Below are 25,210 nucleotides of genomic sequence, written 5' to 3'. Positions count from 1 at the left end.
TAATTAAGTTGATTAACTTCGCGGCATGGCAGTTCAAGTCTGAATAAATCCGTTCCGACGCAGGAATGGGAATACCAAGATCAACGATGCCGGAACCGCAATGGATACCGGCCCTGGAACCAGGATAGGGGGAAGCGATGGCTACCACGACGACGACCAGCAGCACCGGCACTATTTCCATGAGCAATACGCCGCAGGCGGTGGATGACATTTACAGCTTCAGCGAAAACGACATCACGTCCAATGTGAAGCTGTACAACGTCAGTACGCAGACGCTGATGCTCAACGTGATGAGCAACGACCTCGGCGGCAATGCGAAGACCCTGTATTCCATTGACGACGGCAAGGGCAATGTAATCAGCGGGACCGACTTCGACCTGATCGTCAAGGACGTCGGCTCCGATGGCACTTCGGCATGGGAAAGAACGACTGCCGGCAACTGGGTGCGGATCAACAATGGGCAAATCGAATTTGCACTCGGCGCGCCGGATGGAATAAGCGGCGCGCCGGCTGGAGCAACTGGCCCGACGGACAAAATGGGCTTTGACTCGCTGAAGGGGACCGACGTCGTCAACGACAGCTTCGTATATGCGATCCGCCTGGGTAATGGCACGCTTAGCGAGGCGCATGTCACGCTGACGATTCATGGGTCGAACGATGCGGCGACAATCACTGGCTACGTTCCCCAGGATATCATCGAGAAGGGCGGCAGCGCCGATATGACGACGCCTGGGGACCCGGTTGGCGGAACGCTGACCGTACAGGATGCGGACCGTGGCGAATCGATTTTCCAGACACCAGCCAGCCTGGCAGGCAATTACGGCAATTTCAGCTTCAACTCGAATACCGGGCAGTGGAGCTACGCGCTGAGCAATGATTCGCCCGCCACCCAGGCCTTGAACGTAGGCGATATCAAGCATGACTACCTGACGGTGAAGTCCCTGGATGGTACGGCATCGCAGATTATCGATGTCACGATCCACGGCACCAATGACGCTGCGGTAATCTCGGGTACCAGCACCGCTTCCATTACCGAGACCGATGCGGTTCAAGGCACGGGTGGCACCTTAAGCGCAACTGATGTTGACAGCTCAGCTGCCTTCGTAGCGCTAACGGACGCGGCGGGATCAAATGGCTACGGCAAGTTCAGCATCGATGCGAGTGGCCACTGGACTTACACAATGAATTCGGCGCATAACGAATTCGTGGGCGGCAAAACTTATACCGACAGCATCGTGGTGCAGACTGCCGATGGCACTCAGCAAAAGCTGACTGTGACCATCACTGGAACCAACGACGCTCCAGTCATTACTTCCGGCAGCACTGCGTCGCAAGCTGAAAATACCGCGACTTCCCATGTGGTGTACCAGGCAGGCGCCAGCGACGCGGACGCTGGCGATACCAGCTTCACCTACAGCCTGAGCGGCGACGACGCTGCGCGATTCAATATCGACGCGCAGACCGGCGCGGTCACGTTCAGAGCTTCTCCGAATTTTGAAGCGCCGGCGGATGCAGACCAAGACAATGTCTATCACATCGTCGTAACCGCGACCGATGCGCATGGTCTTGCCGGCCAGGGGCAGGCTGTTGCAATTACCGTTACCAATGTCAACGACGTGGCGCCGGTTATTACTGGATTTACACGCGACAGCGGCCAGTTGGGCGACCACATTACGAACGATAGCCACCCGGGATTCAGTGGAACTGCCGAATCGGGCACGACGGTCGTGGTGTATGACGGCAAAAATGTGCTGGGATCCACTACTACTGGGAGCGATGGACATTGGAGCGTCAGTATTGACACGCAAGCTGAGCTTGCGGATGGCGTACATGTGATCAGCGCAACATCGTCGTACGCAGGATCGCTAGGCGACATTCTGCAATCGCAAACGCTGTCACTGACCATCGATACGACAATTGCCACGCCGACGGTTGCACTAACCCACGATACAGGCAGCTCGAATAGCGACGGCATCACGAAGGATGGCTCCCTGACCTTCAGCGATGCGGCGAAGGATGTAACGCGCAGCTATGTGATCGATGGCGCTGCTCCGGTCAGCACCTATACCGCCCCGATGGAAGATGGTCCGCACACGGTGAAAGTGGTTGATACGGATACGGCTGGCAATACCGCTAGCTCGACCATCAGCTTCACCCTGGACAACACCATCGCCACGCCGACCGTTGCACTGACCCACGATACGGGCAGCTCGAATAGCGACGGCATCACGAAGGATGGCTCGCTGACCTTTAGCGATGCGGCGAAAGATGTAACGCGCAGCTACGTGATCGATGGCGCTGCTCCAGTCAGCACCTATACCGCCCCGATGGAAGATGGTCCGCACACGGTGAAAGTGGTTGATACGGATACGGCTGGCAATACCGCTAGCTCGACCGTCAGCTTCACCCTGGACAACACCATTGCCACGCCGACCGTTGCACTGACCCACGATACAGGCAGCTCGAATAGTGACGGCATCACGAAGGATGGCTCGCTGACCTTTAGCGATGCGGCGAAGGATGTAACGCGCAGCTACGTGATCGATGGGAAAGCGGCTGACAGCTACATCGCTCCGATGGAAGATGGCCCGCACACGGTGAAAGTGTTTGATACGGACACCGCTGGCAATACCGCTAGCTCGACCGTCAGCTTCACTCTGGACAACACCATCGCCACGCCGACGGTTGCACTGACCCACGATACGGGCAGCTCGAATAGCGATGGCATCACGAAGGATGGCTCGCTGACCTTTAGCGATGCGGCGAACGATGTAACGCGTAGCTACGTGATTGATGGCGCTGCTCCGGTCAGCACCTATGTGGCTCCGATGGAAGATGGTCCGCACACGGTGAAGGTGGTCGATACGGACACCGCTGGCAATACCGCTAGCTCGACCATCAGCTTCACTCTGGACAACACTATCGCTACGCCGACGGTGGCACTGACCCACGATACGGGCAGCTCGAATAGTGACGGCATCACGAAGGATGGCTCGCTGACCTTTAGCGATGCGGCGAACGATGTAACGCGTAGCTACGTGATTGATGGCGCTGCTCCGGTCAGCACCTATGTGGCTCCGACGGAAGATGGTCCGCACACGGTGAAGGTGGTCGATACGGACACCGCTGGCAATACCGCTAGCTCGACCATCAGCTTCACTCTGGACAACACTATCGCTACGCCGACGGTGGCACTGACCCACGATACGGGCAGCTCGAATAGTGACGGCATCACGAAGGATGGCTCGCTGACCTTTAGCGATGCGGCGAACGATGTAACGCGTAGCTACGTGATTGATGGCGCTGCTCCGGTCAGCACCTATGTGGCTCCGACGGAAGATGGTCCGCACACGGTGAAGGTGGTCGATACGGACACCGCTGGCAATACCGCTAGCTCGACCATCAGCTTCACTCTGGACAACACTATCGCTACGCCGACGGTGGCACTGACCCACGATACGGGCAGCTCGAATAGCGATGGCATCACGAAGGATGGCTCCCTGACCTTCAGCGATGCGGCGAAGGATGTAACGCGTAGCTATGTAATTGATGGCGCTGCTCCGGTCAGCACCTACACCGCTCCAACGGAAGATGGTCCGCACACGGTGAAGGTGGTCGATACGGACACCGCTGGCAATACCGCTAGCTCGACCATCAGCTTCACTCTGGACAACACTATCGCTACGCCGACGGTGGCACTGACCCACGATACGGGCAGCTCGAATAGCGATGGCATCACGAAGGATGGCTCCCTGACCTTCAGCGATGCGGCGAAGGATGTAACGCGTAGCTATGTAATTGATGGCGCTGCTCCGGTCAGCACCTACACCGCTCCAACGGAAGATGGTCCGCACACGGTGAAGGTGGTCGATACGGACACCGCTGGCAATACCGCTAGCTCGACCATCAGCTTCACTCTGGACAACACTATCGCTACGCCGACGGTGGCACTGACCCACGATACGGGCAGCTCGAATAGCGATGGCATCACGAAGGATGGCTCGCTGACCTTTAGCGATGCGGCGAACGATGTAACGCGTAGCTACGTGATTGATGGCGCTGCTCCGGTCAGCACCTATGTGGCTCCGACGGAAGATGGTCCGCACACGGTGAAGGTGGTCGATACGGACACCGCTGGCAATACCGCTAGCTCGACCATCAGCTTCACCTTGGACAACACCATTGCCACGCCGACCGTTGCACTGAGCCACGATAGCGGTATTGATAGCGACAGGCTGACCAACAATGGCAGCCTCAACATCAGCGCCGCTGCTGGCGATGTCAGCCGCGTCATTACGGTAAATGGCGCAGCGGTGGACCACTACACGGCACCGACGGTAGATGGCACCTATGTCGTCCAGGTGACAGATACGGACACTGCCGGCAATACTGCAAGCTCGAGCCTTACCTTCACGCTGGACAAGACGATTGCTACACCGACCGTTGCGCTGAGCTCTGATAGCGGCAGTGACCATACGGACAAGCTGACGAACGATGCATCGCTGACGTTCAGCACACCGAGCGAAACGGTGACGCGCACCTATTCAGTGGACGGCGCTACTCCGGTAAGCAGCTATGCCGTACCGACTGGTGATGGCCAGCACACCGTGCAAGTGACGGATACGGATGCCGCCGGCAATACCGCCAGCTCGAGCATCACCTTCACGCTGGACAAGACGATCGCTACGCCTACCGTTGCGCTGACCCACGACACTGGAAGCTCAAGCAGTGACCGGCTGACTAACGATGCATCACTGACGTTCAGCACACCGAGCGAAGCGGTGACACGCACCTACATTGTGGACAACGGTACGGCGACGAGCACCTATACGGCACCGACGGCAGACGGCCCGCACACGGTCAAGGTGGTCGACACGGACACCGCCGGCAATACCGCCAACTCCAGCATCACCTTCACGCTGGACAAGACGATCGCTACGTCGACCGTCGCGCTGAGCGTCGATAGCGGTAGTGACCATACGGACAAGCTGACGAACGATGCATCACTGACGTTCAGCACGCCGAGCGAAGCAGTGACGCGCACCTATTCAGTGGACAATGGAGTGGTGTCGAGCAGCTATACCGCTCCGGCAGCGAATGGCCAGCACACCGTTGTGGTGACGGATACGGATGCTGCCGGCAATACCGCCAGCTCCAGCATCACCTTCACGCTAGACAAGACAGCCCCAGCTGCCGGTACGCTGAGCTTCGCCAATCTAATTGATTCGGGTAGCTCGCAGACTGACGGTCTGACCAATGATAATGCGTTCAACCTGCGCCTCAGCGGCCAGGAGCAAGGCGCATCGGTGATGTATGAGAAGTCAACGGATGGTGGTACCACCTGGACGACTACCACGGCATCGCAATCGGCACTGGCGGACGGCAACTATAGCTTCCATGCTGTCGTGACCGACGCCGCTGGCAATCCATCGACCACCAACGCCATCTCGGTCACGATCGACAGGACGGCGCCGACCGCTAAGGCCACTGTAACGGAACTGAGCCAGGATACCGGCAGCAGCAGCAGCGACTTCGTCACTCGCGTGGCCAGCCAGACGGTGAGCGGCACGCTCGACACCACGCTGGGCTCTGGTGAAAAAGTCCAGGTGTCGGCCGATGGTGGCAGCACTTGGGTGGACGCAACTGTATCGGGTAAGACTTGGAGCGCCGCTGACGTGGCGCTGAGCAGCAGCGGTACGGTGCTGAGCGTGCGTACCATTGATATGGCAGGCAATGTCACAGTAGGCGTTGGCCATGGTTACACTCTGGATACGACGCCGCCTGCTGCGCCTACGTTACACGACGTACTTAATGCCAAGAACGCAAGCTATGACAATGGCTTTACGGTGGATAGCGGTGCAGCAGTGAGTGTAATGGTCAATGGAATCGTGTTGACGTCAGCACAGCTGGCGAGCGACTTCACTCTGAAATCGGATGGCGCGACCGATACTTATACAGCAAAAGCGAATGTGTTTGTCGGTTCTGAAACGATCAAGGCATCGGCAACGATCGCTGATACTGCCGGTAATACCAGTTCGGCTGCTACATTGAATCTGCAGCATATAGACACCACTGGACCAACAGTAGATTTTGCGAACAACAGTGCAACTTACTCAAACAGCAGTAAGACCTGGACATTGAAGGGAACCTATTCGGACAATGCGAGTGGAACGATATCAATCATTGATACGGCCACATCCAAAAACAACGCGGCCGTGGGCACGACAACGGTAAATTCTGGTGCTGGAGTAAGCTGGACTATCGTTGATAGTAGCGTTGACCTCACAACTGGCAATGGCAGCAACGCGACACGCGACTCCATCTCCATAACCGCTACAGATGCCGCAGGCAACTCTACAGTCATTGCAAGGACTGCGCCGGCCGGTATTGCTGGTGAAGCTATCAATCTCGGTCTTTCTCATCGACCAGAGATAACCGATGTTCTCGTCAATGTTTCTTTGCCATCCGGTTGGATACTAGCCGGCGGCACGATGCATCAAGACGGAAGCTGGACAATTCAAACCGATGATCTCAGTGCTCTTGCCGTTATAGCGCCTTCAGGCTCTAGCGGCGCAACTGTGCTGAACGTCAGTGCTAGCTGGACCAACGCCGACGGCACCACCTCCACCATGTCCATCGCCGACAACATGGAGGTCTACGCCAAAGGCTCTCCCATCTTCGCCTGGTCCGGCGACGATCACCTCACCGCCTCCAGCGGCGCCGACACCTTCGTGATTGCCCAGCCCATCGGTCATGACGTGATCTACAAGTTCGACACCGCCGCCGACAAGGTGGACCTGATCGGCTATGCCGGCTTCCACAGCTTCGCCGACGTGCAATCGCATCTGTCGCAGGACGCGGCCGGCAATGCGGTGATTACGCTCGGCGACGGCCAGGTCATCACGCTGCAGGGCGTGCAGGCCGCAGCGCTTACCGCGGACAACTTCGTCTTCGACCAGACGCCGACCATGACCAACACCGGCACCATGGCGCTTGACGACGGCACGATGCTGCCGCTGTCTGGCGACATCCATAACAGCGGCACCATCGCGTTGAACTCGGCCGGCAGCGAAACCGATCTGCTCCTGATCGGCAATGGCATCACGCTGCAGGGCGGCGGCCATGTGACGTTGTCGGACAGCGGCGCCAATGTCATCTCCGGCACCGGCGCGGCGGTCACGCTGCACAACGTCGACAACACCATCTCCGGCGCTGGCCAGATCGGCGCAGGGCAGATGAGCCTGGTGAACGAAGGCAGCATCATTGCGACCGGCAGCAATGCGCTGGTAATCGATACCGGCGCCAACACTGTCCACAACAGCGGCACGCTGGAAGCCGTCGGCTCCGGGGGCATGCATGTCATGAGCGCGGTCGACAACACCGGCACGCTGTGGGCCAATGGCGCGGAACTGGTGGTCTTCGGTCCGGTCAGCGGGGAAGGTCATGGCCTGATCAGCGGCAGCGGCACGCTGGAGTTCATGTCGGCCTCGTCGGCACATGCCAACTTCGCCGCCGATGCGGCGGGCACGCTCAAGCTCGACGATGTGCTCGACTTCACCGGCAGCGTGTCCGGCATGGACGGCAACGACAAGCTCGACCTCGGCGACCTGCACTTCAGCGACAGCCTGTCGCTGTCTTACGCGGCGAATGCAGACGGCAGCGGCGGCAAGCTGACGGTCAGCGATGGCAGCCACACCGCGAGCATCGCGCTCACGGGCCAGTACGACGCGGGCAGCTTCCATGCGGCGGCGGATACAGGCAGCGGCACGCTGGTCACCTACACGCCGACCAGCATCGCCACGCAGCTGTTCGACCCGCTGCATCAGTCGCAGCCGACCAGCGCATGATGACGGGGGCAGGCACGATCGGGCCCGCCGCGGCAACGCAGATCCCGCGGACGGCGCGACAGCGAACGCTGTCGCGCCGTCCCGGGCGCTGCGCACCTGCCGGGCCGCGTCCAGCTACGACGCCTGGGCCGAGCCGATTCGGGGCAGCCGGCACACTACGGAGGCGCGCATGCGGACCATCACGGTAGCCATCGCCGGCCAGGACCCGCGTGGAATGACGGCCTGCGAGCAGCTGCTGCGCGACCAGGACGGCATCACCGTGCTGCAGGGCGCCGGCGACACCGCGTCCGCTGTCCTTGCGCTCAAGCCGCGCATCCTGCTCCTGGCCTTGCGAGAGCGCGGCCAGGAGCAGGATGCGCTGCTGCAGGCGCTACGGCAAAGTTCGCCGGATACCCGCGTGGTGTTGCTGGCGGATTCACCGGCGGACGATGAAGACATGGTCGCGGCGCTGATGCACGGCGCGCGCGGCTACCTGGAGCAATCCGCGCTGGACCGGCATCTGGTCAAGGCGGTGCGCAGCGTCGACCAGGGCGAAGCCTGGGTGCCGCGCCGGATCCTGGGCAAGGTGATGGACCGCATGCTGCATTGAACACATGATGACCGTAGCGTGGTGTCAAAAAGCCCACGGCAAATCGCTATAGCAATTGAAGCGATTTTTTCCCTGCGGTACCATCGTTCGGCTCGTCCCTGTCGCCACCGCATGATGCCTGGCTCGACGCGCATGCGACGCTTCTCCCGGTTCGAGTGCAGCCTGCATGGCCATGCCCCGGGCTCGGCGCGCCAAGTCACTGGAATTCGATGAAACTCAATAAAGCCTTGCCCGCGGCGGCCCTCATTGCCGCGTATGCCCTATGCAGCGCCGCCGTCGCGGATACCCTGCGCGATGCTATCGACCAGGCGATCCACAGCAATCCCGAAGTGCTCGCGTCCGCCAGCCGCCGGCTACAGGCCGGCGAAGGCGTGAAGCAGGCGCGCGCCGGCTACCTGCCGCGCGTGGATGTGACCCTGGGACGGGGCCGCGAATGGCTGGACAGTCCGGATACCCGCATCTACGGCGTCAACGACCAGCTGATGACCCGGCGCGAAGCCTCGGTCACGCTCACGCAGATGCTCTTCGACGGCTTCGCGGTGAGAAGCGAAGTGAAGAGGCAGGAAGCGCGGGTAGCGTCAACCAGCTACAACGTCGCCGCGACCGCGGAGGACCTGGCACTGCGCGTCGTCACCGCCTATCTCGAAGTCCTGCGGCGCGAGGAGACAGTAGCCGAAGCGCAGGACAACCTGGACGCGCATGAGCGCATCTCCCGCCAGATCCGCACCCTTGCCGAAGGCGGCGTCGGCCGGCGCGCCGACATCGACCAGGCAGAGACCCGCCTTGCGCTCGCGCGCGCGAGCCTGCGCCAGGAACAGAGCAGCCTGCGCGATGCGCAGACGAGCTATCTGCGCCTGGTTGGCAAGGCGCCGAACGCGCTGGAAGCGCCGGCGCTGCCCGACGCGCTGCTGCCCGACAGCGAAGCCAGGGTCATCGACGAAGCACTGCATGCGCATCCATCGGTGAAGGCAGCCGAAGCCAATGTCGCGCTAGCCAGCGCAGCCAATGCCGGCGCCAAGGCCGCGCTGTCGCCGCGCGTCGACCTGGAACTGGCTTCGAGCCGCAGCAACGACCTGGTCCGCGGCCAGGTGAATGACCGCAGTGTCATGCTGCGCCTGCGCTACAACCTGTTCCGCGCCGGCGCCGACACGGCGCGCGTGGCCGAAACCGGGTACCAGGTGCAGGAAGCGGGCGAAGTGCTGAACCAGGTTCGGACCGAGGTGCGGGAGAATGCCGCGCTTGCCTATAACGCCAACGTCACTGCCCGCGAGCGCATCGGCGACCTGGAACGCTATGTGAACGCAAGCGTGGCCACGCGCGAGGCTTACCAGAAGCAGTTCAGCATCGGGCAGCGCTCGCTGTTGGACCTGCTGAATTCGGAAGGGGAGGTGTTCAATGCGCGGCAGGCTTATACGACGGGGAAGTTTGCGTTGCTGGCGGGGGGGTATCGGGTGTTGGCGGGGATGGGGGAGCTGGTGCGGGGAGTGGGTGTAGCGCCGCCGCCGGGCATGGTCGGACAGAAGGCACCGACCAAGAACGTACAGTAAATGTGCATGTCACGCCTCGACATTGATAGCGGGGACGAGGCCACACGGTAATGGCCAAACTGCGGCCATGCCGAATTCTGCCGTTCTACACCCCTGCTTGGCCCGGAGGACGGCGGCCGTAGCCGCCATACACGGCTATTTTGTAGGCGCGGCGCCAGACAAGAAATCAGGGAAAGTCACGCGCATCGCAGTAACCGGCGAGCCTGCGAGCTGCCAAGTTGCTTCTTCCGCAGGCGGAAGTCCATAGCAGGAAATTTTGGAAAATGTCTTGACTGGTATCCCTGGCAAACCAATCGCTTCCCGATTGAAGTTGTCCGCAGCACGCGAGTGATAGCCCGTGTTCAGCCGCCAAATCGCACTTAGCCTTCCGGCAGAAAATAGCGGTGCGCGTACAGCCTTGCCGACATCTGCCTCCAGCGCAGCGATTTTAGGATCCCGGACGAGGTTTTTATTTACTACTAAAGATTGCAGATAACCGGCTGGGAATGCGCGTTCATAGTGGCCGACGCGAGCATTTCTGCGTGAAGGAAGTCGAGCCAGCAAGGGATCAGCCAGACCCAGTGGATCAACCCATTTAACATTTGGGCCTGCCATGTATCCGGCCATTCCAATATTGCAGCGGGTGTACCACCCTGTATATGCACGTAGGAATTTTCCCTCTTGCAACCAAATATGGGATTCCCATGTGCCACGCCTGATGGAAGGGATCAGGCCAAGTGCTCGGTAGTAAAAGCCGCGTTCGTCTGCGATCCCGCCGGCCGAGAAGGCGCTTTGCTCATAATGGGTTGAGGAAAACAGCGTCCATTTCAGTATGCCGGACGTAAATATCAACGTAAGAGCGATGCCCCAAACGATCCTCTGGTTAGGCTGCTTCTTTACATAGATGGCGATCAACGCTGTGGCCACCAATACCGCGCCACTGAAAAAACGCCCACCCATATAGTCGGCTCCTACATAAGAAAGATATGCCTCCCAGAGCAGGAGTCCGAATGCGATAGGGCGCAGACGAGCACTGCCAGATATGCCGAGAATAATGCCTGCGATGACCAACAAAAGAGTACCCGGGTCATTTTGCAGCGCCCATTCATGATAGTAATATGCTTGAATTAAATTGTGGAGAAAACTGTTTCCCGTTTGGACCTTGGCTAGAGCCGTGTTTGGTACAGGAGTGCCATAGTAAAAGAGTGAAAATGCAATCCATAGAATTGCCGGAAGGGTGCCAACGAGGACCATCAAAAAATGCTGTTTTATGCGCCGACGCATGCTCCACAGATAAAAAATGAAACTCGGTGTCACAAGTACGATTGCGTCTGGACGTGTGAGGAACAATGCGGAAATGATGCCGGATAAGAGGAATGGTCTATATCGAAAATCCGGGTCTCTGGTCCACACAAAAACGTACCCAGCGAGAAGCGCGTGGGTAAGAGGGTTTTCGAGGCCTGAGCTTGAGTAGTCGATAAAGGAACGTGACCACAGCAATGATGCTATTACCATCAATCCGGAAATGCTTCGTTCATTGATTGTCCGGAACAGAATGATGAGCGTAGTAAGCAGCAATAAATAACTTGTAATCAGACTAACGTAAAAGGGATCGTTGAAAAGCCCAATAATAGGTAGCAATAGGCAGAGCCATAGCGGATGGGTATAGGTTTGTACTCGGTCCCCCGGGTTCCAAGTTAGCCCCAAGCCGTGAAGCGCATTATCAATCGTCCGAAACGTGATGAAAGCGTCTTCTGCAACCCAGGCTGTGCGCAAAAAAGCAATTGAGAAAAGCGCAAGGAGGACGGGAAGAAGTAATAAATGCGCGCGACTGGTAGAAAAAATCGACCGAGTTGATGCGGCCGACTGAAAATTTTTTGTGGACATATAAGTCCTGGCGAGAAGTGTGAAATATGATGGTTAAAGCAATGGCAAAGTAATGAGTTTGTGGCACGAGGACGTGAAAAATTCCAAAAATACAAGAGCGCTTGGCCTTGTACATTATTCTTGCGCAAATACTGTTGGACTAAGACTTGGCGCGTTGGGCCTTACAAGATTGGATCTTTATTATCCGCGTCACAAAAATTGCACACGCCGCGTCGAAATTAATGCTTGATTCGTATGCTTGCAACCAAAACGGGCCATACATCATTGCCACGGGCAGTTATGGAGAACTATGAGAGTCGCTGCAGCTATAACCATTCCACGTGTCCAAGGCTTTTCGATCAGCGCTGGGATTAAAAATAGCATGTAATGAAACCATGCCAGAATCGCTACCATCAACAAAATACTACTTGCATCGAATTCGCTTGGTCGGCGACGCCTTCGGGAAGGTGATCGCGGTGAATTGATTTCATGCGCATATTTACCATGTTATTGTGATGACCTTCATCGGCGGCATAATGATCTTTTCTCTACGGGAATCATGCTGCGTAAGGAATTATTAATGTGCATGTAACGCAGGAGGCTTAGGTTCGGAAGCGTCGGAATGATGAATCGTTGTGCGAGTTATATCGCGCATAATGTCAATAAAAATAAGTAGAATGGCGGTGAAGTAAATACTTCCGCCAACAATGGTTTTCCAAATAGGGCCATCCATTAACATATTCGGTATGCTGACCGGCACCAAGAGTAATATTGCCGCCAAAGTTAAAGTACGGTTCCAAGGGCGCATGATCATCGCTGGTATTAAAAACATTGCATAATCTACCCAAGCAATTGGTGACGCCAAGATTGCAACAATGAGCGCAAGCCGTGTGGTATCGATTTTCGAGAAGCGTTGACGCCAAACTAAAACTGTCGTTGTAGCCAATAATATCCCGGCCAGAGCAGTTCCAATTGCGGGTGCGCCCAGCCTAGTCATAAAGCCGTGGATTGATACTTCTATGAGAAACCTCGCGGCATGGGTATCTGCTGCTACTGCTGCATGCCACTGCTTGTAAGCGTTTATGCCATAAAGATTTAATGAAAGTGCTGCTGCGCTCGCTCCAGCCAGGAGAGCAAACCTAACAGGCCGCCAATGCTCAGCAATGAGAAGGAAGAACGGCCATACGGCTAAATTGGGTTTGACGGCAACAATAATTCCGATAATGACTCCGGCAACTCTCTCATGTCCACGTTTCAGACATATCCAAGCTGCAGTTACCATGGCAAATATGAAAATATAGATTTGGCCAATTACCAAAGTGCTTGCGAGGGAGGGAAGAAAAAATACCCATAACATTTGCCGGCGCTGGATTAAATCATCTCTTCTATCCACGAAGAGCCATAGAATTGCGATGATCAGCACGATCCCGGAAATTAATGTCCACACTCTGGCGGCAAAGACTGGGGGAAAATGCCCAATGAAATAAAATAAGGGAAGTATCGTGGGTGGATTTAAATTTACTTCTGGTATATTGAAAAAGCGTGACCAAGTGAGTGGATATATGCCAAATGGATTCATTCCTTGCATGAGAGCCTGACCCGAGGCCCAATAAGCTCCAAAAACTTTCATTCCATCTGGTTCGTCCAATCGAAAACGCAACGCAGACGTAAAAATAATTAATAGTAAATGCGCAATTCCTAAAATAATCAGTTTGTTGCGATCAATCCAAGGAAATGATGTCATAATAAATAATTGCCTTAAATGGTTATTATTCGCTTTTTTGGTATATTCGTTTATTGAATTGAAGGTCGTATAGGTGAGAGGTGCAATAAAATGTATGTGCTATAACTGGAAAATTCTACTTGGTTAATCTGTTTGCCAATTTTTTAAGGTTTGCAGATTAATGAGTTTGGATACGGATATAAAGTGCTGGTATGGCGAGTACTGATTGGTAGATAAGCCCCAGCCGCGTTAATATGCATAAACCATAATACGGAAGTCAAAAACGCTCGATGGTCATGCCTGCGTGGGCGGTTGCGTCTATCCGCTCGCGTATGGCGTTTCACTTAATAAAGTTACGGCAGTCCATTTCTTTTCTGCAAAGAATCTCCAGTTCACTGTTTCTTGCCTCTACTCTTCTGTAATTCCTTCAGGCCAGCATTTATAAAGTCAGTTCTGCCGAAGAATTTGACAGCTCTGCTTTGAATTACGCAAATACCGAGGTGCCCTCTGACTTGACACGTTGTGCCATAGAAGCCTTGATCTCTGTTAACCACATCACAAAAATTGTGCATACTGCACCAAAATACACGCTTGATCCGAGCACCTGCAACCAGAACGGGCCATACATCATTGCCATGGGAACTATTGGGGGAACCATGAGTGTAACGGCAGCGATAGTCATTCCACGTGTCCAAGGCTTTTCGATCAGCGCCGGGATCAAGAACAGCAGGTAATGAAACCACGCCAGTGGCGATGCCAGAATCGCTACCATTAACCCAATACGACTTGCATCGAGTACGCTTGGTCGGCGACGCCATACCCAATAACCTGTGCATGCGAGAAGAGCGATGGAAAGGCTCGTCCCGAGAGTTCCGAAGCCAAGACGTGAAAAATACCCATGAATCGATACTTCTACTGCTAATTTAACTGCATGAGTATCTGTCGAGAATGCCGCAATCCATTGTTGGTAGCTTTCTATTCCATACAGGAGAATTGACGCCCCCAGTATGGCCAGTCCGGTTATTCCGGCAGCAACCGCGGGTCGCCAATATCCGGCAAGAAGTAGAAAGATTGCCCATAATGCAAAATTTGGCTTCAATGCTCCAATAAATCCAATGCAAATGCCTGAAGCGAGCTGGTGTCTACTCCGCAAAAGTAGCCATGCACCAGCTGCCAATGCAAATAGGACAATGTATATCTGCCCGAGCTTTACCGTATCTGTGAAGGCCGGTGCAAGAAATACCCAAACAATCTGTCGTCGCTGGCTGCCATTTCCTTTTTCTAAAAATAGTACGAGGCATGTGGCAAGAAAAAGCAGGATTGAGAATGTTGCCCATGACTTCGCGCCTATGGTTGGATCGAATTGAGCAAAAAATTGAAACAAGGGAAGCATTGTCGGCGGGTTTAAATTTACATCAGTAACATACCCGGTGAACCAAGTTAATGGATAAACTTCAAATGGATTCTCACCTGTTAGCGCTGCTCTGCCAGCTTCCCAATAAGTGCCAAAAACTTTCAGCTTGTCATTATTTTGGATGTCAAAAGATAGTATGACAGGAATGATCAGCAAGAATGAGAACGCGCTGGCAATGAAAAGCAACTTTTTTCGCGTTAGTGCCGGAAGAAGATAAGTCATTTTTTTGCTCGCCGATAGGGAGTGACGCATTTATGTTGATTAGCGGGTAGAGGCATTGACTTTAGTTTTTGCATTCCTTTTCAGCTCTATTGGCAACATAAATTCCACGTCTCAAGATCGTTAGGAATAACAGGCACGTAATCAGCGGGCCAACTTGGATCGAACTTAGATTGGCCATGGATGGAACCAGTAATGGTGATAGCCATGCGGCGAGCAGCGTTTCCCTTTCCAGTTTCAGCCACCCATGCCGCAGTCCGTCTATCGCAATCCACGCGATTGGGAAAGCGAGCCACACGAGGTCATAGTCGTAGAGGTACGGGGTGATTAGCAGGCTACCGGTAAGCAGGGCGGAGGCTCGCAGGTAGAAAGGCCATCGCTTGAACCAGGCAACCGCAACCCCGAAAGCGACAAGGCAAGCCACAACAATATGCGCTGCATAAGATGCAGTAATGCCAGCTCCTAAAAGCCGCATGAATGCAAAGACGGTAGGCATTTTGATCCATGGGAGCATTCCGGCTTCCAGCGCGGTGCGAGCCAGCGCCATGTTCTCGATGAAAGCCTTGAGCGACTCGATACCGACCGCCGAGATGCTGAGCGCGGTGAAAACAAGCGCCGAAATGATCATCGTCATTGCTGCTTTTGTCTGACCGGAAAAAAGAAAGGCGAGTGGAAAGAGCACGGCAAGGTGCGGCTTGATGACCAACAAGCCCGCAAGCGCTCCAGCTCGTACTGATCGGCTTTCAATAAGCATCAACGAGCAAGCAGCGAGCATCGCTGTAAGGAAGCCGTTTTGACCATGAGCGGCATTGACAAAAACGCCGGGAAAGGCGAACACAGCCAAAAGCGCATTCGGAACGGGAACTATCTTGCGGATAGCCGCGATGAAGCCAAGAAAAGAAGCGCCTACGAAACTCAGATACGACGCCGCATAGGGAAGTACGGCGAGCGGGAGAATAACGAAGTAGAAGGTGGGCGGATAAAACCAGGCGAACGGGGTTGTGGTGCCTGCAACGGCAAGCTTCTGTACTTCAAAAAGCTTCGACAAGTCGTAGGCGTCTGCGGGATCGCCATGCAACCACGTATAGGAAGCACTCCAGAAGGTGATGAAGTCGTAGCCTAGAGGCTTCCCATTTGGGCTTATGCCTTCCCTGGACATCGCCACCCATCCGATGGCGATGGCGATGTACAGGGCGATGAAGATTTTCGAATAGCTCGTGACGCGCTCTGCGTTGAGCCAATGACGGCTCTCGCCCATCCCCAGCCATTCCTCGCGGGTTTCTTCGCTAATCATGGCTTCATATCTCCCGGCTTTCAGCGCGTCCCGCGAATCGATCTCTCGGCGTTTTACAAAGGATTGCTGCAGTCAGTACTGCGTCCATAAGGACTGATGGCGCCCGGCGGAGAGACATTTTGCGAACTCACATCGCCGGCCGCGACCGGGAGGGTGAAGCTTGTCGTCGCGGTCGCCTCAGTGCCCGACACCAGCGCGGTTGCCTTCAGCGTGACAGCGGTCCAGTTCGCACGGTCTTTCGGATAGGTGATTGTGGCGACCGCATAACCGGAGTTGTTGGTTGTGAGGTCCGAGTTCACCGAGAACGGGTTACCTGGGTCGAGCACTTGGTTGTGATTATTGTCTTCGCCGTATGTTAGTCCGGGCACAGGGTCGAGAATGCCGTTGAAGTTTAAGTCTTCGTTGTAGCACCCTGTTGGAGCAGGGATCGGGGCAGTGCCCCCGACATAGTCCCCATTCGTCCGCGTCCATATCGTTCCATTCCAGACGTAATAGCCCTTGAAGTAAGCATAATCGCCATCGGTCCGGCCGAAGATGCCTGCACCATAGAGCGATGGATCCACATCCTGCCGCGGTCTGATCGTGAACTGCACCGTCGCATTTGGCACCGGATTGCCTGCGGCATCGGTCACGAAAGCTGAATACTGCTTCGTATAGTTCGGCGAATTCGTCGCGGTGCCCACCAGGTTGTCCGTGCCGATACGCACGAACAGATTCTGCTGCGCGACCGTGAGTTTCACCGTCGGAGAACTCAGCGCCGTGCCGCCAACGCTCGCCGCGATCACCACGCCATTCGTCGGACTCGATTGCGAGGTCGGCACATACTGCGTGCGCGCCACGCCATTGGCATCGGTCACGGCCGACGCAGTGCTCAATGCGCCGCCGGTCGGATCCTGGTCGATGTGGAAGTTCACCACGGCGCCGGCGACGCGGTAATTATTCGCATCGCGTGCCACCGCAGTCAGCGTTGACACATTGTTGCTGCTACCTGCCGGATTGGTGCCGACGACGGTCTTGTCCGCCTGCAGATCCAATGCCGTGGCTGGCGCAACGCTGACGAAGGACAGGTTCAGCGAACCGGCGACGCCGCTGCCCGAGGGGCCGGAAGCCGTGAGCGTCGCCGGGCCGGCGGAAGTCGCCTGCAGCGTCACTGAAGCGTCGCCGCTGGCACTCGTCGTCACCGATTGCGGACTCACCGTGCCGCGCGTGCTCGCGAAGCTTACAGTCTGTCCCGCGATGGGCTGGCCATTGTTGGTCCAGCGTACCGTCACTACGGTGGAGCCACCGACTGCGACGCTGCTGCCGTTCGCCGGGCTGGAGAAAGCGAAGCCATTACTGCTCACGTTCACCGAGTAAGCCGCGCTCGCGCCGCCACCGGAAACGCTCAGGGTATCCGCACCCGACTTGGTGCCGGTAAGCGTGGCAACGGCCTTGCCCGAGGCATCGGTATTCGGGCTGGACAGGCTGACGGTATTGCCTGCGGACGAAGCGAGCTTCAGCGGAATTCCGGAAATCGGTTTGCCGGCCGAATCCGTCATGACGATGTTGTATTGCGCCGATGCGCCGAACACCAGTGCATTGGAGCCGCTGATGCTCAGAGAGGTGCCGGTGACGTTGACCACGTTGGATGCCGTCGCGCCGTCCACGCTCGCGGTGATCGTGATGCTGCGGTTGGCCTTGCTGGTGCCGAGGAAGAGGCTCGCGCCGAGCTGGCCATTGCTGCCGGTTGCGTGCGTGCTGCCGCTGGTCTGGCTGAAATTGGAAACGTAGGCGGTGTTCTCTGGATCGGAAACGACGAACTGCACCGCGCGTCCCGCTAGCGCCTGACCATTCGCGTCGCGAGCGACCACGGTCAGATCGATGGGGGCGGTGCCGGCCGAGTTGAACTGCTGGCTGCTGACCAGGAACTGCACTGTTGCCGCAGCAGTGCCGGTGGAAGTGGATGAGCCCGAAGAACCCGTGGAGCTCGAGGCGCAGCCGGGAAGCGCTGTGCTCCGGCTCGCTTCGAGAGTCGCGCATCCGCTGCTGCCGCCACCGCCGCCGCATGCGCCGAGCACTGCGGCGCCGAGCAAGGCGGCACCCATCGTCAGCATGCGCAGCGGCTTATCCATTCCTGTCCTGTGAACCATGTTCCCCCCGGTGTCGTTGGATCTCTGTTGATGTTTTTTGCCCTGGCTCTTATCGACGACTGTCGTTCAAGGCCAGCTTCGATGAGCCGCTCAGAAGCGCCAGGTGACCGCCGGCGTCCTTGCCAAGCAACAGCCGCACATCCGCGTTGGCCGGCATGTCCTTCATCGCCGCGAGCGCCACCGGAGCCTGCAATGCGCGACGCACCCGCTCCGCTTCCTGCAGATAGCCGGCCCGGTACTGGATGGCGGTCAAGGTGGTGTCGTAGGGCTTCTTGTTGCTCAGATGCCCGACCGCGATGCCCCGCTGCTCGAGTGCCGTGCGCATCCTGGCTGCCATGCCTTCGATGCCATTGCCATTGGCGATGTCGACGCGGAAGGTCTTCGCTTCCTGCTTCGGCTGCTGCCTTGTCTCGATTTCATGCGGCTTCACGGGAGCCGCGGTCGTCGCAAGGATTATTTCTTCCCGTACGGCGGCATGCGAGACCTGCGGCGCATGCGTGTCGGTCGTCACGGGAAGCTCGCGAGCAGCCTTGGCCGGTGCGCTGCGCGGTCTGAGTTCGATTATGTTCGCTTGCAGTTGCACGACACGCAGGCTTTGCTCCGGCTGTACGTATGCAGCGGCGACCGGCGTGGGAGCGGGTGCAGGCGCCACTGCGGGCGCCGCCGGTGCGACTTGCAGGGCCAGCGCGGAAGCTTTGCGCCGCAGCTCGGCGGGAGCCGGCTTCGGGAGCGCTTCGCGAGCAGTGGTGACGGCCATCTCGATGTCGGCATCCTGGCGCGGCGCCGTGGCTGGAGGCGTTGTGTCAGTCTTGGCCTTGTCTTCGTGCGCCGCATCGGCTTGCGGTGCCGGCGCACCGGTATGCCCGGCCACTAAGCTTTGCTTCTTCTCGATCAGCGCCGCCTGTACCAAGTCGAGGTTGGCATGCGCGCGCGCACTGCCCGGCTCTATCGTCAGCGCGTGCTCCAGCGCGGAAAGCGCGGCGCTGTAGTCGTGGCGCAAGTACTGAACATAGGCGAGGTTATTCTGGAGATAGGCATCCTGCGGATAGTCGCGCACCAGCGCTTCCAACAGCCGCGCCGCGTCTTCAAGCCGTCCCTGCTTCGCATCGATGACGGCCAGCGCATTGCGCGCGTCGGCTTGCCGCGCATCCAGCGCGATGGACTGCAGATAAGCCGTACGCGCCGCATCAAGGTTGCCGCGCTCCTGGTGAAATTTGCCGAGCTTGTAATAGGTCGATGCGGATTGCGCGCCGGCATGGTTCAGACGCAGCACTGGCTCGACCTGCATCGCCTTGGGCGCCACCGGCGCAGAAGGGCTGGCGCAGGCCTGCAGCAGGCAAACCATGGAAACGGCGATTGCAACGGGACGACGTGTGCTCATGTCATGTCTCCTTTCAGTGGCCGCCAGCCATGGTGGGCAGCAGCACGCGATAGATCTGGATGAACGCGGGGCCCATCAGCACTACCATCAGCGACGGGAAGATGAAAAAGATCAGTGGGAACAGCAGCTTCAAGGCGATTTTGGCCGCCGCTTCCTCGGCGCGCTGGCGGCGCTTGGTGCGCAGCATGTCGGATTGCACCCGCAGCGATTCGGCGATGCTGGTGCCGAAGCGCTCGGCCTGGATCAGCATCGCTACCAGTGCATCGACATCCTGCACGCCGGTGCGCAGGGCAAGGTTCCGCAGGGCTTTTTCCTTCGAGCTGCCGGCACGGAGCTCCAGCGTGACCAGTTGCAGTTCTTCCGCGAGAACCTGGCTTTTCAGCATCATCTCCTGCGCCACGCGATTCAGCGCCGCGTCCATGCCGAGACCGGCCTCGACACATACCGTCATCAGGTCCAGCGCATCCGGGAAAGTCTCGAAGATCTCGCGCTGCCGGCGCGAGATCAGGTTGCGCAACAGGACGTTCGGAAGGTAGTAGCCGATCGCTGCCGACAGCAGCAGCCAGAACAGCAGGTAATTGGTCCCGTGCTTGGCCGAAGAAAAGCTCAGCGCGATGAAGGTGCCCAGCGGCAGTACGATGGCGAGCAAGGTCTTCGCACCGAAGAAGACGGCTGGCGCGGAAGGATTGCGAAAGCCCGCATTCATGAAGCGGGTGCGCATTGCCGAGGCTTCCCACCCTTCTTCAGGAAGTGACAGTTTCGCAAGCGGCCCGGTCAGCTTGACGATGGTTGCCAGCCATTCATTCGCTCCGCTTTCAGGTACTTCGGCCGGGCGGCCCACGACTGCGTCGAGTCGATCGCGCATCGGATTGCCGGCGAACAGGCGCATGGCTAACAGCGCCAAGGCAAACACTGCGAGAAAGACCAGCGCCAGAAAGACGATCTGCATTGGGTTCATCACATCCTCGCAGCGGAAGGTGGTGTGGTCATGTTCATGTTCAGACCCGGATGCGGATGATCTTGCGCATGGCCAGCACGCCGAAGAACATCATCACCAGCGCGCCCGCGATCATCTTTCTGCCGAAAGGGTCGGTGTAGAGCACGCTTAGAAAGCCGGGGTTCACCAAGTGCATCAGCGTAGCCGCGCCAAAGGGTAGAAGCCCGAGTATCCAGGCCGAGAGCTTGCCTTCCGCCGACAACGCCCTGACATGACCGAGCAGCTTGATGCGGTCACGGATGATGCTGCTGATATTGCCCAGCAGCTCGGACAGATTGCCGCCGGTTTCGCGCTGTATCAGCACCGCGATGACGAAATAGCGCAGGTCGATGCTCGGCACACGGGTCGCCAGATTCACCAGCGCATCCTGCATCGAGACGCCGAAGTTGACCTCGTCGAAGGCAGTAGCGAATTCCCCTGCGAGCGGCTCACTCATCTCGTCGCCGACCATCTGCAGCGCAGTGGGAAACGCATGACCTGCGCGCAACGCGCGGCCCATCAAGTCCAGCGCATCGGGCAATTGCTCTTCGATACGCGACAAGCGCTTCTGCTTGGCATGCAGTACATACAGCATCGGCAATGCCGCCGCGCCGAGGCTGGCAGCGAGGCGGAGCAGCAGCGGCAATGCGAGAAACGACGTGCCGATAAGGACAAGGAGGAAGGCGGCCACGGTGATGCCGATCAGCTGTGACACATTCCAGGTCAATCCGGATTGCTCGAGCAGTCGGTCCACCGCATGCACCCGCGGCAGCTTCAAAAGGGCCGCCTGCAGCCCCGGACTTTCGCTGAGCAGCCGCTGCTTGACAATGGAGACCTCGGCATCGTTGCCATGCGCGCCGGCCGACATCGCGCGCAGCCGCCGCTCAATGCGGCTGGCCTCCGGACCCTTGCTGGAATTCCAAGCGGAATAGGCGCCTTCGATGAAGAGCACGATCGCGATGAACAGCAGGATCGCGAACAGATAGTAGAGATTGTCCATGGTCTGTCAGCGATATTGCCGGGTGGGATCGAACAGCTTGTCGGACACCGTGATGCCAAAGGCGCGCAGCCGCTCGAGGAAACGCGGGCGGATGCCGCTGGCCTGGAAGTGGCCGATGATGCCGCCCTTGTCGTCCATGCCGGTCTGGCGGAAGGAAAAGATTTCCTGCGTGGTGATCACATCCCCTTCCATGCCGGTGATCTCGAGGATGGACAGCATCTTGCGCTTGCCGTCGGAGAGGCGGCCGATCTGCACCACCACACCGATCGCGGAACTGATCTGCTGGCGCATCGCGCGTGTCGGCAGGCTCGCGGCGGCCATGCTGATCATGTTTTCCAGGCGGGTCAACGCATCGCGCGGCGTATTCGCATGCACGGTCGCCATCGAGCCTTCATGGCCGGTGTTCATCGCCTGCAGCATGTCCAGCGCCTCGCCGCCACGCACCTCGCCGAGGATGATGCGGTCCGGCCGCATGCGCAGCGCATTCTTCACCAGCGCGCGCTGCGTGACTTCGCCGCGGCCTTCGATGTTGGGCGGACGGGTTTCGAGCCGCACCACGTGCGGCTGCTGCAGTTGCAGTTCGGCCGCGTCTTCGATGGTGACGATACGCTCGTTGTGGCTGATGTAGCCGGACAGCACATTCAACAGCGTCGTCTTGCCGCTGCCGGTGCCGCCCGAGATCAGGATGTTGACCTTTGCCTTCGCCAGCCCCTGCAACAGCTCGGCCATCTCGGCCGTCAGGCTGCGGTATTTGACCAGGTCTTCCATCTTCAGCGGCACCGCGGAGAAGCGGCGTATCGACATGCACGGACCGTCGATGGCCAGCGGCGGAATGATCGCATTCACGCGCGAGCCGTCGGGCAGGCGCGCATCCACCATTGGGCTCGATTCATCGATGCGCCGGCCCACGCGCGAGACGATCTTGTCGATGATCTTCATCAGGTGCGCATCGTCGAAGAAGACCACGTCGGTCAGTTCCAGCACGCCGCGCCGCTCGACATAGACCTGCTTGTAGCTGTTGACCAGGATGTCCGAAACCGTCGGATCTGCGAGCAGCTCTTCCAGCGGCCCGAAGCCGAGCATCTCGTTCTGGATGTCGCGCGTGAGCAGCCGCCGCTCGGTATCGTTGACGACCGCGCCTTCCTCTTCCAGCAGCCGTTCGACCAAGGTACGCAGCTCGCTGCGTATCTGCTCCTGCGACAGACGCTGCATGCTTTCCAGGTCAATACGGTCGAGCACGACTTGGTGGATGCGGTGCTTCAGGTCTTGGTAGGCGCGGTTTTCAAGGTTGTCTGCGCGCACGCCCAGCAAGATGCCGTTGCCGAGTCCGCCTGAGGAGCGCAATCTGTCCCGCAATGTCGTTGGTTCCGCGCTCATGGTCATATTCCTTTCCAAGTTGCCTGCATGTTCATTTCCTCAGGAGCGATGTAATACCCGCCGCAGCCATCCCGACGTCGTTTGCGTAGACGTGCCGAGCAGCGACTGTGCGAAGTCGAGGAGCGCTCTGGAGACCGGGCTGACTTTCACAAGCTTCAGGATCGGCACGCCCTGATTGACCGATGCCGCCGCCGCTTCGTAATGATTGGGGATGGTGCGGGGCATCTTCATACCCAGCGCCCGCTGCACATCTTCCAGCCGGATGTCGCCGCTCTTCTCATGCCGGTTCACGATCAGCTGAATCTTGTCGCGACGATAGTCCAGCGACTGGAACACCGCGAGCAACCGCTTGCCGTCACGGATGTAGGGTAGGGTGGTTTGCAGCACTGGAAAGATGATGTCGGCTTGGTCCAGCGCGCCGATGCTGACCGCGTCGAGGTTGCGGCCGACGTCGAGCAGGATGTAGTCGTAGTTGCGGCGCAGGAGCTTCAACAGCTTGTCCACATGCTCGGGCCGCACATCGTTGGCCTGGGCCGGGTCTTCCGGCGCGGCCAGCACGTTGTAGCCGGGCGCGACTTCGATCATGCTCGCATCGAGGAAGGAGGCATCCAGGCGATGCATCTGCTGCGCGACGTCGGCGATGGTCGCCATCGGTTTCTGTTCCGACACGAAGAGCGACGCGTCGCCGAATTGCAGGTTCAGGTCGACCAGAGCGACGCGCTTCTTCAGCGTGGACAGCGCATAGCCGAGATTGGCCGCGAGGAAGGTCGCGCCGCTGCCGCCCTTGCAGGAAATGAAGGCCATGATCTTGCCTTCGGACTGCGCCTGGCCGCTGCGCTTGGCTTCGATGCGCTGGATTGCGGCGAGCAGCGCATCCCCGTTCACCGGGGCGGGCAGCACTTCGCGCACGCCGGCGCGCATGGCCTGGATCAGGAACTCCGGCGTGTTGTTGCGGGAAACGATGATGCAGGCCAGGCGTGGGTACAGATGGCTGAGGCGCTCCACGCGATCGAGCTCGCCATCTTCGATCGAGGGCTCGTTCAGAACCAGCAGATCGGGTGCGGATGGATCTCCTCCGGAAATGAGCAGATCCGGAATGGCGGGCAGCATGACCAGTTCTCCCGAAGGCAAACGCGACCGGAGGAGTTTCGCTGCTTCTGCACAGCCAGCCTCGCTTTTCGAGATAAGGGCGATTTTCAAGGGTGCTCCTGCAACTTGCAAATTCATTTATCCAATGCGTCGGAACCGTCAGACGCCCTTCTTCATCCTTCGAATCAACATGGCGTGGCATTGGGCCTGTAGCCCAGGCTTTCCGCCGGCATCACCACCGACGAAGCCGGAATCGGCAGCGAGATGTTCAATTTCTTCAGGATGGAAAAGAAGGTGCCAAGCGGCGAATAGATGATTGGGCTGCAGGCATTCGTCTGGCCGGTGCCGGGTTGGCACAAACTGACTTCGACGAAGCGGATGCAGCTCGAGCTGGTCGGGTCCTGTATGCAATTGCTGATGTTTTTTGCCGGGCAGGTGGTGGTCGGGTCGATGACCTGCTGGCTCAAGCTTAGGTAGTTGATGACAACCGAGCTGTCGGTGATTTCCATGCCCGCGGGCAGCGATCCGGAATCGGACCGGAATATCGCGTTCTGCCTGATCGTGGTCATTGCGGCCGCGTTCGTGAAGTCGGTGACTACTGCCGCTCTTGCGGCCCTGCGCGTGATTTCCTGTGCCGTGTTCCACAGGTACATGACCCGTCCCATCTCTATCATTCCGAACAGCAGGGGCAGGAAGATGAAGAGCGCGATCAACGCGAATTCGACGCTTGCCGCGCCGAGGATCTTTTTGGATTGAGGGAAGGGGCGGGTCATGGCGTTT

The 25,210-nt window shown here is 58.0% G+C and carries 14 protein-coding genes; 3 read left to right on the top strand and 11 right to left on the bottom strand.

Annotated features, from left to right (window positions below):
* Window positions 1–137: 137 nt before the first annotated feature.
* From JJB74_RS04310 to JJB74_RS04300, 3 genes are all read left to right on the top strand, one after another.
* A complete protein-coding gene (locus tag JJB74_RS04310) occupies window positions 138–7,847 on the top strand; it encodes an Ig-like domain-containing protein (protein ID WP_200590551.1) in 7,710 nt (2,569 codons plus the stop codon).
* A gap of 169 nt (window positions 7,848–8,016) precedes the next feature.
* Window positions 8,017–8,436: a response regulator transcription factor gene (locus JJB74_RS04305; protein ID WP_200590550.1), complete on the top strand. Its 420-nt coding sequence runs from the start codon at window positions 8,017–8,019 to the stop codon at window positions 8,434–8,436.
* Window positions 8,437–8,645: 209 nt separating this feature from the next.
* On the top strand, window positions 8,646–9,983 hold the full coding sequence (locus JJB74_RS04300; protein WP_200590549.1) for a TolC family outer membrane protein: 1,338 nt from the start codon (window positions 8,646–8,648) through the stop codon (window positions 9,981–9,983).
* Between the two features lie 135 nt (window positions 9,984–10,118).
* Here JJB74_RS04300 and JJB74_RS04295 read toward each other — a convergent pair whose 3' ends face one another.
* From JJB74_RS04295 to JJB74_RS04245, 11 genes are all read right to left on the bottom strand, one after another.
* Entirely contained in the window at window positions 10,119–11,849 is a 1,731-nt protein-coding gene (locus JJB74_RS04295; protein WP_200590548.1) for a hypothetical protein, read from the bottom strand.
* Between the two features lie 556 nt (window positions 11,850–12,405).
* Window positions 12,406–13,572 carry a glycosyltransferase family 87 protein gene (locus JJB74_RS04290; RefSeq protein ID WP_200590547.1) on the bottom strand — a complete coding sequence of 389 codons (1,167 nt, stop codon included), beginning with the start codon at window positions 13,570–13,572 and terminating at the stop codon, window positions 12,406–12,408.
* Window positions 13,573–14,035: 463 nt separating this feature from the next.
* Window positions 14,036–15,187 carry a glycosyltransferase family 87 protein gene (locus JJB74_RS04285; RefSeq protein ID WP_200590546.1) on the bottom strand — a complete coding sequence of 384 codons (1,152 nt, stop codon included), beginning with the start codon at window positions 15,185–15,187 and terminating at the stop codon, window positions 14,036–14,038.
* Window positions 15,188–15,248: 61 nt separating this feature from the next.
* Window positions 15,249–16,478 carry a glycosyltransferase family 87 protein gene (locus JJB74_RS04280; RefSeq protein ID WP_200590545.1) on the bottom strand — a complete coding sequence of 410 codons (1,230 nt, stop codon included), beginning with the start codon at window positions 16,476–16,478 and terminating at the stop codon, window positions 15,249–15,251.
* A gap of 53 nt (window positions 16,479–16,531) precedes the next feature.
* On the bottom strand, window positions 16,532–18,589 hold the full coding sequence (locus tag JJB74_RS04275) for an Ig-like domain-containing protein (RefSeq protein WP_200590544.1): 2,058 nt from the start codon (window positions 18,587–18,589) through the stop codon (window positions 16,532–16,534).
* 67 nt (window positions 18,590–18,656) lie between these two features.
* Window positions 18,657–19,988: a LytR C-terminal domain-containing protein gene (locus JJB74_RS04270; protein WP_200590543.1), complete on the bottom strand. Its 1,332-nt coding sequence runs from the start codon at window positions 19,986–19,988 to the stop codon at window positions 18,657–18,659.
* A gap of 13 nt (window positions 19,989–20,001) precedes the next feature.
* Window positions 20,002–20,946 (bottom strand): type II secretion system F family protein, encoded by a 945-nt coding sequence (locus tag JJB74_RS04265; protein ID WP_200590542.1) that lies wholly within the window; start codon window positions 20,944–20,946, stop codon window positions 20,002–20,004.
* Between the two features lie 40 nt (window positions 20,947–20,986).
* Complete coding sequence (locus JJB74_RS04260) at window positions 20,987–21,964, bottom strand: type II secretion system F family protein (RefSeq protein ID WP_200590541.1); 978 nt, start codon at window positions 21,962–21,964, stop codon at window positions 20,987–20,989.
* 6 nt (window positions 21,965–21,970) lie between these two features.
* Window positions 21,971–23,341 carry a CpaF family protein gene (locus tag JJB74_RS04255; protein WP_200590540.1) on the bottom strand — a complete coding sequence of 457 codons (1,371 nt, stop codon included), beginning with the start codon at window positions 23,339–23,341 and terminating at the stop codon, window positions 21,971–21,973.
* Window positions 23,342–23,380: 39 nt separating this feature from the next.
* Window positions 23,381–24,451: an AAA family ATPase gene (locus JJB74_RS04250; RefSeq protein ID WP_234483693.1), complete on the bottom strand. Its 1,071-nt coding sequence runs from the start codon at window positions 24,449–24,451 to the stop codon at window positions 23,381–23,383.
* A 164-nt stretch (window positions 24,452–24,615) separates the two neighbouring features.
* Window positions 24,616–25,203, bottom strand: coding sequence for a TadE/TadG family type IV pilus assembly protein (locus JJB74_RS04245; RefSeq protein WP_200590538.1), 588 nt, complete (start codon window positions 25,201–25,203; stop codon window positions 24,616–24,618).
* Between the last annotated feature and the right edge of the window lie 7 nt (window positions 25,204–25,210).

Source organism: Noviherbaspirillum pedocola (assembly GCF_016632335.1).
In the GTDB taxonomy this organism is placed as follows: Bacteria; Pseudomonadota; Gammaproteobacteria; order Burkholderiales; family Burkholderiaceae_D; genus Noviherbaspirillum_A; species Noviherbaspirillum_A pedocola.
Note: the sequence above shows the minus strand (reverse complement) of the source record. Positions and strands in the feature narration are given on the sequence as shown.

Bases quoted from the DNA above. Each gene is read 5' to 3' on its own strand.
- JJB74_RS04295 (WP_200590548.1), bottom strand. From the start codon at position 11,849: ATGTCCACAAAAAATTTTCAGTCGGCCGCATCAACTCGGTCGATTTTT.
- JJB74_RS04245 (WP_200590538.1), bottom strand. From the start codon at position 25,203: ATGACCCGCCCCTTCCCTCAATCCAAAAAGATCCTCGGCGCGGCAAGC.
- JJB74_RS04285 (WP_200590546.1), bottom strand. From the start codon at position 15,187: ATGACTTATCTTCTTCCGGCACTAACGCGAAAAAAGTTGCTTTTCATT.
- JJB74_RS04265 (WP_200590542.1), bottom strand. From the start codon at position 20,946: ATGAACCCAATGCAGATCGTCTTTCTGGCGCTGGTCTTTCTCGCAGTG.
- JJB74_RS04280 (WP_200590545.1), bottom strand. From the start codon at position 16,478: ATGATTAGCGAAGAAACCCGCGAGGAATGGCTGGGGATGGGCGAGAGC.
- JJB74_RS04310 (WP_200590551.1), top strand. From the start codon at position 138: ATGGCTACCACGACGACGACCAGCAGCACCGGCACTATTTCCATGAGC.
- JJB74_RS04270 (WP_200590543.1), bottom strand. From the start codon at position 19,988: ATGAGCACACGTCGTCCCGTTGCAATCGCCGTTTCCATGGTTTGCCTG.
- JJB74_RS04300 (WP_200590549.1), top strand. From the start codon at position 8,646: ATGAAACTCAATAAAGCCTTGCCCGCGGCGGCCCTCATTGCCGCGTAT.
- JJB74_RS04305 (WP_200590550.1), top strand. From the start codon at position 8,017: ATGCGGACCATCACGGTAGCCATCGCCGGCCAGGACCCGCGTGGAATG.
- JJB74_RS04260 (WP_200590541.1), bottom strand. From the start codon at position 21,964: ATGGACAATCTCTACTATCTGTTCGCGATCCTGCTGTTCATCGCGATC.
- JJB74_RS04250 (WP_234483693.1), bottom strand. From the start codon at position 24,451: ATGCTGCCCGCCATTCCGGATCTGCTCATTTCCGGAGGAGATCCATCC.
- JJB74_RS04290 (WP_200590547.1), bottom strand. From the start codon at position 13,572: ATGACATCATTTCCTTGGATTGATCGCAACAAACTGATTATTTTAGGA.
- JJB74_RS04275 (WP_200590544.1), bottom strand. From the start codon at position 18,589: ATGGATAAGCCGCTGCGCATGCTGACGATGGGTGCCGCCTTGCTCGGC.
- JJB74_RS04255 (WP_200590540.1), bottom strand. From the start codon at position 23,341: ATGAGCGCGGAACCAACGACATTGCGGGACAGATTGCGCTCCTCAGGC.